This is a genomic window from Pseudoalteromonas sp. Z1A6 (assembly GCF_011378745.1).
Taxonomy (GTDB): Bacteria; Pseudomonadota; Gammaproteobacteria; order Enterobacterales; family Alteromonadaceae; genus Pseudoalteromonas; species Pseudoalteromonas arctica.
This window is the reverse complement of sequence record NZ_WTKW01000116.1, coordinates 1-11,722: the sequence shown is the minus strand read 5'-3', so window position 1 is coordinate 11,722 and position 11,722 is coordinate 1. Positions and strand designations below refer to the sequence as shown.

Sequence of the window (11,722 nt, the reverse complement as noted above, 5' to 3'; positions counted from 1 at the left end):
TACGTCGGGCTTTTTAATGTGTAGCTAAGTTTAACTAATCAATTTAACTGCTCAAATTAGCTAGTCAGCTAAGAATTCTTTAAACACAGTTTCAAACTTATGTAATTTAGGTGCTATTAAAATACTACAGTAACCCTGCTGTGGGTTTTCGTTATAGTAATCTTGATGATAATGCTCTGCTGGATAATACGTAGTGGCAGGGCTGACTTCTGTTACAATGGACTCACTCACATGGCTTTGCAGTTGAGCTATCATTTCATTGGTTTGCTTTAGTTGGGCTTCATCGTGATAGTAAACAACGCTTCTATATTGTGTGCCTATATCGTTACCTTGACGATTCAATTGTGTTGCATCATGCAAAGTGAAAAACATTGCTAAAAGTGTTTCAAAGCTAACTACAGTGGTATCAAATTCAATTTTAACAACCTCAGCGTGCCCGGTTGTGCCAGAGCATACAGAATTATAGGTTGGGGTGTCGGTTTCGCCACCGGTATAGCCAGAACTCACATCTAATACGCCATTTACACGTCTAAATGCTGCATCTATACACCAAAAACAGCCGCCACCAAATGTTGCTACTTGCGTTGTTGAGCTCATAAGTATTCCTAAAATGTATATGGAGTTTAAAGGCGAGCATAAATTGTATGCGCCGCAACAACAAGGTTACGGCGCAATAAAGAGATTAGATCTCTTCGAAAGGCTTTTCAGCAGCTTGTTTATTCAGCTTTTGTTGTAAAAACTCAGGTGATTGTGTATTTTTCGATAGAGCATAATACGCAGCAGGTACAACAAAAAGAGTCAGCAGGGTAGATACAATAACCCCTGTAAACACAACTACACCAATTACCATACGGCTTTCGGCGCCGGGGCCTGAAGCAAAAACCAAAGGAACAGAGCTCATAACGGTTGTAAGTGAGGTCATTATTATTGGGCGAAGGCGCTGGGTAGCTGCCTGTAGTATTGCTTCACTAAACTCAACGCCTTTATCGCGTAATTGGTTAGTAAATTCCACAATCAAAATACCATTTTTAGCACTTAAGCCTATGAGCATAACAATACCTATTTGGCTGTAAATATTTAAGGTCAGTCCTGTAGCCCAAAGCCCAAACATAGCGCCCATTAAACCAAGCGGTACGGTAAGCATAATGACAAATGGGTGCATAAAGCTTTCAAACTGCGCAGCAAGTACTAAAAAGGTAACGGTGAGTGCAAGTATAAATACGTAGGTCATCGCTGATGCGCCTTCGTAATAAAGCTGCGACTCGCCTTTGTAATCTACTGCGCCATCTATATCGTTTTCTTGCGCGGCTACCTCGTTTAAAAAGTTAAGCGCTTGTTCAAGGGTATAACCGTCGGCTAAGTTGGCGCTTAGTGTAATTGCGCGCATACGGTTGTAACGGTTTAAGCGCGACGCGGTTGCTTCTTCTTTTAAGCTGATAAGGCTATCAAGTGGAACTAGTTCACCGCTTCGTGATTTAAGGTATATATTTGAAATATCAGTAGGATTGGTAAAATCTTCTTTTGTTCCTTTTAAAATCACATCGTATTCTTCACCGCGGTCAATAAAGGTCGTAACACGGCGCTGGCCAAGCATTGTTTCTAGTGTACGGCCTACATCAGATACCGAAACGCCTAAATCGGCAGCTTTGTTTTTATCTATGCTGACTAAAAACTGCGGGAAGGTTTCTTTATAATCATGATCGATTCTTACTAAACCTGGGTTTTGTTCAGCACGCTTAATTATACGGTCACGCCAATCGGCTAGTTGAGCGTAATCATTACCTTGCAGTACAAACTCAATTGGGCGAGATGAGCCACCACCACCAATACCACGGCGCATAATGGCAAATGCACGAACATCGGTAACTTCTTGCATTTTACCGCTTATTTCATCCATTACTTCCCACGTTGAGCGTTTGCGTTTATCCCAATCGGCCATACCCACAATCGCAACACCGCCGCTGCCACCCCAGCCAGGCACTCGGACAAGTACACGACTTAGCTCACCGGCTTGCGAGTAAGGCATTAAGCGCTCTTCAATTTTAGCCATATTAGCGGCGTTATTTTCGTAACTTGCGCCTTCTGGGCCGCTCATCATAATAAAGAACGTACCACGATCTTCTTTTGGCGTTAGCTCAGAGGGAACTTGTAAAAACAACGAGTAACTAACAAAGCCAGCTAATAATAAGCTCACCATTAAACCCCATTTACGGGTTATGTTGGTGGAGAGTGAATTACGGTAACTTACTTCAATTTTAGTAAACTGGCGGTCCATCCATTGGCTAAATTTATTTGGTTTGTCTGATACTTTAAGTACTTTAGAGCACAAGGCTGGTGCGAGAGTTAGTGCTGTAACACTTGAGAAAAATACGGCAGCACTTACCGCCATAGCAAACTCAGTAAATAATGCACCTATACGGCCATCCATAAATACTAATGGCACAAACACCGATATTAGTACAAGCGTGGTTGCTACTATAGCAAAACCTACTTCACGCGCGCCTCTAAATGCAGCTAGTAACGGCGGCTCACCCAGTTCAATACGACGGTGAATATTTTCAAGCATTACAATGGCATCATCTACTACTAAACCAATGGCCAGTACTAAGGCAAGTAAAGTTAGTAAGTTAATTGAGTAGCCCATTGCCAACAAAAACATAAAGCTACCAACAAGTGCGACCGGTACGGTGACCGCAGGGATAAGCGTTGCTCGTATATTGCCTAAAAACAAAAATATAACGAGTACGACTAAACCCATAGAGATGGCAAGTGTGCTGTAAACTTCATTAATAGACTCTTTAATAAATACAGACGAATCGTAGCTGTCTTGAATTGTAGTGCCTTCAGGTAGGTTGCGTTTGATTTTTTCAAGTTCGCTGCGTGCGTTATCTACTACGGTTAGTGTGTTTGCTTTAGCTTGTTTTACAATACCTAAGCCAATCATATTACGCCCGTTACCACGAAATAAGCTTTCGTCATCGGCAGCTTCTAAACGTACATCGGCAACTTCACCTAAACGTACTAAGTAACCTTCATCACCACGCTTAATTACCAGGTTTTTAAAATCGCGCTGATCTTTATAACTACGGGCAGTACGCACGGTAAAGTCACGATCTATAGATTCTATTTCGCCAGCCGGTAACTCAACGTTTTCTGTACGCAGTGTATTTTCAATATCGCTTGAGGTAATACCCCGTGCGGCCATTGCTTGGCGGTTAAGCCAAATTTTCATGGCGTATTGGCGCTCACCACCAATACGTACGTTAGATACACCATCTACTACGGCTAAGCGGTCAACAATAAAACGCTGCGCGTAATCAGAGAGCTGTAACGAGTCCATTGTTTCGCTGTTTAATACAAACCAGGCGATTGGGCTTTCATCACTATTTGATTTAGATACTTCTGGCGGGCGTACCTGATCCGGCAAACTATCAAGTGCACGTGCTACACGTTCGCGTACATCGTTAGATGCTGCATCTATGTCGCGGTTAATATCAAACTCAATGGTAATGTTTGAACGTCCATTACGACTCGATGAGTTAATACTTTTAATACCTTCAATACCTGAAATTCGATTTTCTATTATTTGCGTTATTTTGGTTTCTATAATTTCGGCAGAAGCACCTGTGTATTCAGTGCTGATATTTACAATCGGCGTTTCAATATCCGGGTATTCACGAAGTGGCAGCATAGTAAACGCAACCAGTCCAAAAGTAAGAAGCAGTAAATTAATTACAATGGCAAAAACGGGGCGCTTGACGCTAGTATCTGTAATTTTCACGTATTACCCCTTTACGCTTACTTTACTTCCAGAGCGAATTTTTATTAGCCCCTCAGTAACAATTTGCTCGCCATCAGTTAGGCCCTCATCGATAGCAACCCAGCCATTATTTCTGCTAGCAACATGCACTTCAATTTTATTAGCTATCCCATCTTGAATTTGAAAAACAAAGTGTTTGTCTTGCAAAGGTATAACCGCTTTTTCTGGCACCATTAAAGCTTGGTTGCTGCTTAGCTCAAGTGCTGTATTTAGTAACATACCAGGGCGAAGTAATCCTGATTTATTGGCAAAACTTGCTGTTACTTCAACACTGCGAGTAACCGAATCAATACGCGAGCTAATATGCGTTACCTTGCCGTTAAATGTCTGTCCTGGGTAGGCATCGTTTTGCGTAAGCACTTTCATGCCCATATTTAATTGTGCTAAATATTTTTCAGGTACTTTAAAGTCAACTTTAATAATACTAATATCATCAAGTGTTGTGATTATTGTTGTATTACTTACGTAAGCACCTATTGATATTTCACGCTTACCTAACAGGCCTGAAAAGGGCGCACTAATAGTCATTTCGTTTAATTTAGTTTTAGCGCTTTCTAGTTGGGCCTCTGTTGCATCAACACGAGATAACTGCTCTTCAAGTAACGACTTTGCCGTTGATTGCGAGCGTGAAAGTTCGGTTAGGCGATCTAACTGGCGTTGTTCTTCACGTAAGTTAATGCCAAGCTCTTTAACGGCAAGCTGTTCTTGTTGGCTCTGTAACTGTACTAACTTTTGTCCTTTACTGACTAAGTCGCCGTCTTTAAAATATATATCTGTGACATAATCGTTTTGCGCACTTTTTATATAGATTGCTTGGTTTGCACGCGCGCTACCGATCGCTTCTATCATCACTGCGTTTTCCTGAGAAGTAACAGTATGAGCTGTTACTTGAGTAGACATTTGTGATAAATCGGCCTGTTCGCCGTGGCTAGCGGGTAGATATAAATAAACGCTAAATATTAGAAGTAACGTAATAATAAATGGAAAAAGTGCTTTACCTGATTGTCTTGAGTACATTGATTTCATACCTGAAAATGAATTGTAAGTATTGTACGAAATAAGACCGGGAAAAGACGGTTATGTGTCTCATAAATTTGTGCGTTAAGCGTAAAAGTAAATAAGATTTATTCATTGTTCCTATTTTGTTGAGGAAAAAGCGGTAATGTATGAAATTTAAAACCACCTGTAACTTATGTATAACAACAAGAAAGGTCATAATTTGGGCTGTTATTATGTTTGTTTTTTATATGGTGTTTTACCAATATGGATAAACCTAACAATGTCATTAAGTTTCGGGCACAAGGTGCGCGAAACGCAATTGAAGTGCTTGTTGCAGGTGCAATTGGTTTAGTTTTTATTATGTTGTTTAATTTACTGAGGCCGGGTGAGATTAGCATACTTGAAATATTTTTAGTGAGCTTGTGTATTGCCGCTATTTTTATTGGATATTTAAAAACTCAAGAACCATATCATAGCCTTATATTAAATGAGTCTGAGCTCGTTTATTGCCATAAATACGGAGCTTGGTGTATGCCTCATAGTAACTTTCATCACAGTGGTATACCCAAAGTAGAAGATGGCTTTGATTACTTAGAATTAAATGCGGTTGGTATAAAGGTAAACGACATAGATGACTTTTTAACAAGCATAGCGCCTCGAATTGCAGGGAAATTATTAATAGAGCAGCGTAATTTGTTTATGCAAGTTGTTCAAAAACATTGCAAAAATGGCAATTGCCCATCAGAATGGCTAATAGAAGATACACATTACACATCCCATAAAGGGATAAGCTATACTGGTCTTATAGCTATGTTTGCTAACAGGACTAAGCACCTTCAACTGTTAATCGGTTACGATTTATTATTACCAGCCAGTGTGTTAGATAGAGATATCTGGGCATTTAGTGCTAACTTAAATAAGTGGAAGCGCGAGCCTAGTCAGTTTATAGCGTCGCAAATTAATAATTAAGCTGCGACTGTAGGAAAGAAAAATGAGTCAAGAGAGAGCCTTTTTAAAAAGTGGTCGAAACACCATAATACATAAAGATAAAAAGCATGATTTAGTGATTGTAAACTCTGAAATTCATCCTAAAATTAAAGTGACTCAACATGGCTTAGAGCCATTTAAAGAAGAGTTACCTAAAAACCGCCGTGATGCAAAAGATCGCTATTTAGAAATAGTCTATGTTGGAAGCCCTGATGTATTTGGCGAAGAAAAACAATTACTATTTATTCAAGCTTTAGATGGGCGTGAATACAAAGTAGATTACAGTAAAATCGGTACGAAGTTGTTTGTACGCATTCATCAAGATACATATATGTAGTACTTTAATGGCATCTTTATTGCTAGTAATTACACTATAGTAATTATTTGACATAATAAGGTGCTGCGTATGAAAGCGTTTGCTTTAATCCCCCTCATTTCTTGCGGTTTGCTGAGTGCGTGTGGAGGAGGTGGCGGTGATAGCGATAATACAGTTGTAGAAACATCTGTTAATGCTGGAACCGATTTACAAATTATCGAAAAAACTGAATTTACCATCACAGCACAAGGTTCCCCCGCTGATGGTACGTTTTCATGGCAACAAGTTAGCGGCCCAAGCTTAGAAGGTTTTCCGCTTGATGGTGCTGAGCAAACATTGACAGCCCCTGACGTAAAAACTGATAGTGAAATAATCTTAAGAGTAAGCTATCAAAGCACCGGTAGTAGCGCTGTTAGTGACGACATTTCTATTTCAGTGAGCTCTAATAATCAACTTCCTCTTGCTGTTGTTACCCAAACATCTCCTGAAACACTTCCTTCTGTATACAAAGATACGGTGACTTTGAGCGCTCTTGAGTCGAGCGATCCTGATGATAATGGCCAAATTGATAGTTACTTGTGGCAACTGCTATCAGGTCCTGATTTAGATATTGCTAGCTTTAATGAGTCAACTCTTAGCTTTTCTCATCCTTTACTAGAAAGTAACGTAAATTTGTCTTGGCAGCTAACAGTCACTGATGATGAAGGCGGTGAGGCGAGTACTCAATATTCAATGACGCTTAATAAAACAAATGAACTAGTGGATGCAAATGCAGGCGCTGATCAAAATGTCGAAGAGTTTGAAGAAGTAACGCTTGATGCAACGAATAGCGAAACTGTCACCGATACCTATCAGTGTAAGTGGCAACAACTTACCGGTAATAGCGAAACATTAAGTAATAGCGAGCAATGTACAACGACATTTTTTGCCTCTGATGTAGATACTGAATCCACGTTGAGCTTTGAAGTAACGGTAACCGACTCAAAAGGACGCACCGATACAGATTCTTTATTTGTTGATGTATCACCAAAAGCGCTTGGGCTTATAAACGATAGTGGTGTTGGTGAGTGCTATAACAACACCCAACGCATTAACTGTGAAAGCGATGACTTTCCAGCGCAAGATGCTGAACTTGGACGCGATAGCTATGCAAACCGCTTAGATAAGGTTGGTAAAGGTAATTTAGCGTTTGATTACACTAAACTTAATCAGTTTGCGGATGAAGTTGGTGATGATAGTAGTGACTTTACCTGTATACGCGATAATGTTACTGGACTTGTATGGGAAGTAAAAAGTGAATCCTCAGGAGTATTGCCAAATACAAGCTTGCGTGAGGGGCAAAATCATTACTTTTGGGATTTAGGCGATACTACTTTTACCGATACCAGTACAGCCAATTCAACTTGTCCGGATGATACGAGTTGTGGAGTACAAAGTTATATAAACGAAGTGAATAACTTAGATTTTTGTGGTGGTACAAATTGGCGGTTACCTACTTATACAGAGCTTTTAGGTTTAATTGATTATGGTAAGCAAGGGCAAAGCATATTAATTGATGAGGTGTTTTTCCCCAATATGCCAAGTGAAAGTGCATTAAGCCACTTACGTTATTGGACTTCACAAACCGCAGCCGATGGTACAAGTTTATCGCAAGCGTACATTATTGATATGAGTGATGGTAACGATCTTGCTTATCCAAAAGAAAATACCGCGTATGTTCGTTTAGTTAGAAGCCGTTAGGAGAAAATAATGAGATTTAAATTACTCTATGCACTAGCAACTATAAGCTTGAGCTTTAATATTGCAGCGGCGCAAACGTGCTACGACGGTGCAGATACCACAACGCCGACAGATAGATTTACTATAAATACAGATGGCACAGTGTCTGATACCGAAACAGGTCTTATGTGGCAACGCTGTAGTTATGGGCAAATTTATAATACAGATACAAAACTTTGCGAAGGCTCTACACCTTCTCTTACTTGGCAAGAGGCACTACGCGGTGCTAAAAATGATACAACCGCAGATTACGATGATTGGCAAATGCCTAACATTAAAGAGTTGGCGAGTATTTTAGAGCACAGTTGCACCGAGCCGAGCATTAATGAAGAGGTGTTTTTTGGTACTAAGCTTCAAAACTATTGGTCAAATACATCGGGTGTGAGCACGATGAGCTCTGCATGGGTTTATCAATTTGATAGTGGGTTGAATAGCTTGCATGCCAAAACTAGTAATGTGTATTTACGGTTAGTTCGCTACGAAGAGTAAATTACATATTAAGATTAGACAGATGAAAGTGCAGCCTTAAAACCGCTGCATTTTTTTGTTTTACATAAATTTACGTTATTTCAATAATAAAGCGCTTACAACGTTGTCACTTAGTGCGTTTTTTTGCCATTATAGGCCGTGATTTAATTACGAAGGAACATCACGGTGTATTTAAGCTATTTTGGCCTGAATGAAAAACCTTTTTCAATTTCGCCCAACCCTCATTACTTATTTTTAAGTGAACGACATAAAGAAGCCTTAGCACACCTTACCTACGGATTAGGTGAAGACGGTGGTTTTGTATTATTAACAGGCGAAGTGGGTACTGGTAAAACTACAATTACCCGCAGTATGTTAGAGCAGTTACCTGAAAACACGCAAGTAGCGATGATCCATAACCCAGCACTATCAGAGCTGGAGTTATTGGCTAGTATTTGTGATGAGCTCAACATTAGTTACGATGCTAATAATGCGACGCTTAAAAGTCTTACCGATATTATAAAAAAGCACTTAGAGACCAATAATAAATCGGGTGGGCACACCATACTTATAATTGATGAAGCGCAGTTACTTGCCCCTAATGTGCTTGAACAATTACGCTTGCTGACAAATATAGAAACCGATCATAAAAAATTATTACAAATAGTATTGGTTGGTCAACCTGAGCTACAAGAGCTTTTAAAGCGCAATGAATTAAGGCAACTCGCCCAGAGAATAACAGCTCGTTACCATTTATTACCACTTACGCAAGGCCAAACAGTTGCTTACATAAAGCATCGGTTACATGTTGCAGGATGTGATAAAGGAATTTTTTCGATGGATGCCATGCAAGCTGTTCATCAATTAACTGGTGGTGTGCCACGATTAATGAACTTGGTATGTGAGCGAGCTTTGGTAGGCACTTTTGCAAAGCAGCAGTTGATAGTTGATAGCGATATAATAAAAAAATCAGCACATGAGTCATTACCCATGGATTTTGTAGCGCCAGTTAATGAGGCCAACAAAGCAACGTCATTTGTACCATATAGCCTTGCATTCGTTGCTTTATTTGCCGTAGGCATTGGGCTTTCATTTATTTTATAGTTAGGTAAGTTATGTCTTATTTATTAGATGCGCTAAAGCAGTCGCAGCAATCAGATATGAGTGCTGAGCAATACGACTTACAATCAGAGCAGTTAAAGCAACAGCAAGCACTAAAGCGTTATAGACGATTAGCGTTAGTATTTGGTACAAGCTTAGCTGCTTTTATTGCTGTAGCTGGTGGGTTTACTACTGGTAAGTGGTTTCAAGGTACTACTTTATTAAACACATCGGAACCCGCTGTAATTAAGGTGGTTGAAAGCGAAAAATCGTCACCTAAAGAACAAGTTAAAGAAGTAGATGCCGCAGTTGAAAAGCAGCAAATAGCTAAGTTAGAACCCGCTAAAATAGCTCCAAATAATACTGCAACGATTGAAGGGCAACTTGTACATGTGCAAACACCTAATGGTGTACAGCAAATGTTATTAACGCCTAATGGGCAATATATTCCTATGCCATCGAGTCCGGTCACGAGCGCAATGGGTTATAATCAGCAGAACGTGCAACAAGTAATGCCAGTTCAAAATTATAATCAGCCAGTATTTAATCCACAAAATAATTACAATCCAAATAATACACAGAACGCTTCGGTATTTGGGCAAAGTCAAAATACAGCATCAGCTCAACTAGATATGAGTAAATATAAAGTACTAGGTAAGCCAATTAATGGTAACAACCAATCTCAACAGATGAGCGATCCTGAGCTTGATGAGGTGCCTACAACACTTAAAAATGCGTTTGCGCAAGCTATACAAGACGTCGAAAAAAATCAGGATTATGAAGTTACCCATGCATCAAAAACGTCATCACGTGTTGAGCCTGTAGAATTACTACCAGATGGTTTGCAATCAATGTTGCCTAGTATTAAATATCAAGCGCATATTTATTCATCGAGTGCTGACAAACGTTGGATCAAGCTAAATGGCCGAGAGTTACATGAAGGAGAGAGCATAGGCGCTTTAACTGTAAGAGAGATTACACCTGAGCAAAGTGTACTTGATTTTGATGGTTATGAGTTTAGCTTAAAGGCTTTGCAAGACTGGCCGCAGTAAACGTTTAGCTATTATATTGAGAGCTCGGTAGAATGTTGAGCTCTCAATATTGCTTAGGGTAATATTGAGTTTTTATAAAAGCGTTCTAAATCAATATTATATTCTTTAGGTTTCACCGCTGATTCAAGGGTGTCTAAGGTTTTTTTATTAGATAAATCGATATCTTTTATCTCTGTATAGCGACTATGTTTGGCGCTGTAAAATGTTTTAACGATAGGCTTTAGTGGTGTACTGGGGTTACTCTCGGTCACTAAACCCACTTTTTGACTCGATAATCTAACGAGCGTTCCTACCGGATGAATACCAATACATTGAATAAACTTATTAAGCAGCACGGGATCGAAGCTATCTGGGCATCCGTCTTTTAGTATTTTAAAGGCTTTTATTGGCTCCATGCCTGCTTTGTAAACACGTTCTGCGGTAAGTGCATCATACACATCTACAATTGATGCCATACGTACGTACTGACTTATTTCGTCGCCCTTTTTACCAAACGGGTAGCCTTTACCATCAAGCCTTTCATGATGCATACCTGCAATATCAACCGCGATACCCGTTAAGCCAGACTCTTCTAATATTTCTTTACTGAAAAGCGAGTGCATTTTCATTATTTTAAATTCATCATCGGTAAAGCGGCCCGGCTTATTGAGTATTTCATCAGGGATTTTTATCTTACCAATGTCGTGTAAAAGTGCGCCGGTAGTCAGTTCAACAATAATGTTTTTTTCTATACCTAAATGTTTAGCGAAAATCCCCATTAATATCGATACATTAATAGAGTGCTCAAGTAGGTAAGCATCTTTTTGGCGCATTTGGGTAAGGCAGGCTAGGGCATCTTGGTTTCTAAAAACAGAGTCCATAAAGCCACTTGCCAGCTCTTTGAATGGTGCAATATCTATATCGCGGCCTGCTTTAATATCTTTAAATGCTTTTATTTGCAGTGTTTTAGCTTCGTCATACAGTTTTTTTGCCTTTCCCATTTCTTGTTCGGCACTGTGTGTTTTTTGCCAAGGGTCACGCTTTATTTTTGTTGCAGGTACAGCAATAGGAGCTTTTTCAGGGACTGATTCAATGAGGGTTTTATCAGGGTCGATTTCTACTTCTAAAATACCTGCTTTTATTAGGTTATTAATACCAGCCTGAGTTTTAACCCAGCCTTGATTTTTAATTTTAATACTGCCAGTTTGTCTAGTAACGCTT

General features: G+C 39.6%; 10 protein-coding genes. 6 read left to right on the top strand and 4 right to left on the bottom strand.

The window, feature by feature from the left end:
- Nucleotides 1–60 precede the first annotated feature (60 nt).
- The 3 genes from msrA to GQR46_RS09325 form a co-directional block, all read right to left on the bottom strand.
- Nucleotides 61–597, bottom strand: coding sequence for a peptide-methionine (S)-S-oxide reductase MsrA (gene msrA, locus GQR46_RS09335; protein WP_165740793.1), 537 nt, complete (start codon nucleotides 595–597; stop codon nucleotides 61–63).
- An 85-nt stretch (nucleotides 598–682) separates the two neighbouring features.
- Nucleotides 683–3,781 (bottom strand): efflux RND transporter permease subunit, encoded by a 3,099-nt coding sequence (locus GQR46_RS09330; protein WP_010553194.1) that lies wholly within the window; start codon nucleotides 3,779–3,781, stop codon nucleotides 683–685.
- A gap of 3 nt (nucleotides 3,782–3,784) precedes the next feature.
- The gene (locus tag GQR46_RS09325; RefSeq protein ID WP_024590017.1) at nucleotides 3,785–4,837 is read right to left on the bottom strand and encodes an efflux RND transporter periplasmic adaptor subunit; all 1,053 of its coding nucleotides are present in this window, start codon (nucleotides 4,835–4,837) and stop codon (nucleotides 3,785–3,787) included.
- Nucleotides 4,838–5,083: 246 nt separating this feature from the next.
- Between GQR46_RS09325 and GQR46_RS09320 the strand changes: the two genes are divergently transcribed.
- The 6 genes from GQR46_RS09320 to GQR46_RS09295 all read left to right on the top strand — a co-directional run bounded on the left by GQR46_RS09320 (nucleotide 5,084) and on the right by GQR46_RS09295 (nucleotide 10,522).
- Nucleotides 5,084–5,788 (top strand): DUF2982 domain-containing protein, encoded by a 705-nt coding sequence (locus GQR46_RS09320; RefSeq protein ID WP_165740792.1) that lies wholly within the window; start codon nucleotides 5,084–5,086, stop codon nucleotides 5,786–5,788.
- 22 nt (nucleotides 5,789–5,810) lie between these two features.
- Complete coding sequence (locus GQR46_RS09315) at nucleotides 5,811–6,143, top strand: hypothetical protein (protein ID WP_007581673.1); 333 nt, start codon at nucleotides 5,811–5,813, stop codon at nucleotides 6,141–6,143.
- A gap of 69 nt (nucleotides 6,144–6,212) precedes the next feature.
- Nucleotides 6,213–7,862 (top strand): DUF1566 domain-containing protein, encoded by a 1,650-nt coding sequence (locus GQR46_RS09310; RefSeq protein WP_165740791.1) that lies wholly within the window; start codon nucleotides 6,213–6,215, stop codon nucleotides 7,860–7,862.
- A gap of 9 nt (nucleotides 7,863–7,871) precedes the next feature.
- The gene (locus tag GQR46_RS09305; protein ID WP_121954209.1) at nucleotides 7,872–8,390 is read left to right on the top strand and encodes a DUF1566 domain-containing protein; all 519 of its coding nucleotides are present in this window, start codon (nucleotides 7,872–7,874) and stop codon (nucleotides 8,388–8,390) included.
- 165 nt (nucleotides 8,391–8,555) lie between these two features.
- Entirely contained in the window at nucleotides 8,556–9,473 is a 918-nt protein-coding gene (locus GQR46_RS09300) for an AAA family ATPase (protein WP_024592309.1), read from the top strand.
- 11 nt (nucleotides 9,474–9,484) lie between these two features.
- Nucleotides 9,485–10,522 (top strand): general secretion pathway protein GspB, encoded by a 1,038-nt coding sequence (locus GQR46_RS09295; RefSeq protein ID WP_024592310.1) that lies wholly within the window; start codon nucleotides 9,485–9,487, stop codon nucleotides 10,520–10,522.
- A 53-nt stretch (nucleotides 10,523–10,575) separates the two neighbouring features.
- On the opposite strand, the gene GQR46_RS09290 is transcribed toward GQR46_RS09295, so the two are convergent.
- A partial coding sequence (locus GQR46_RS09290) for an HD-GYP domain-containing protein (RefSeq protein WP_165740790.1) occupies nucleotides 10,576–11,722 on the bottom strand: 1,147 nt, incomplete at its 5' end.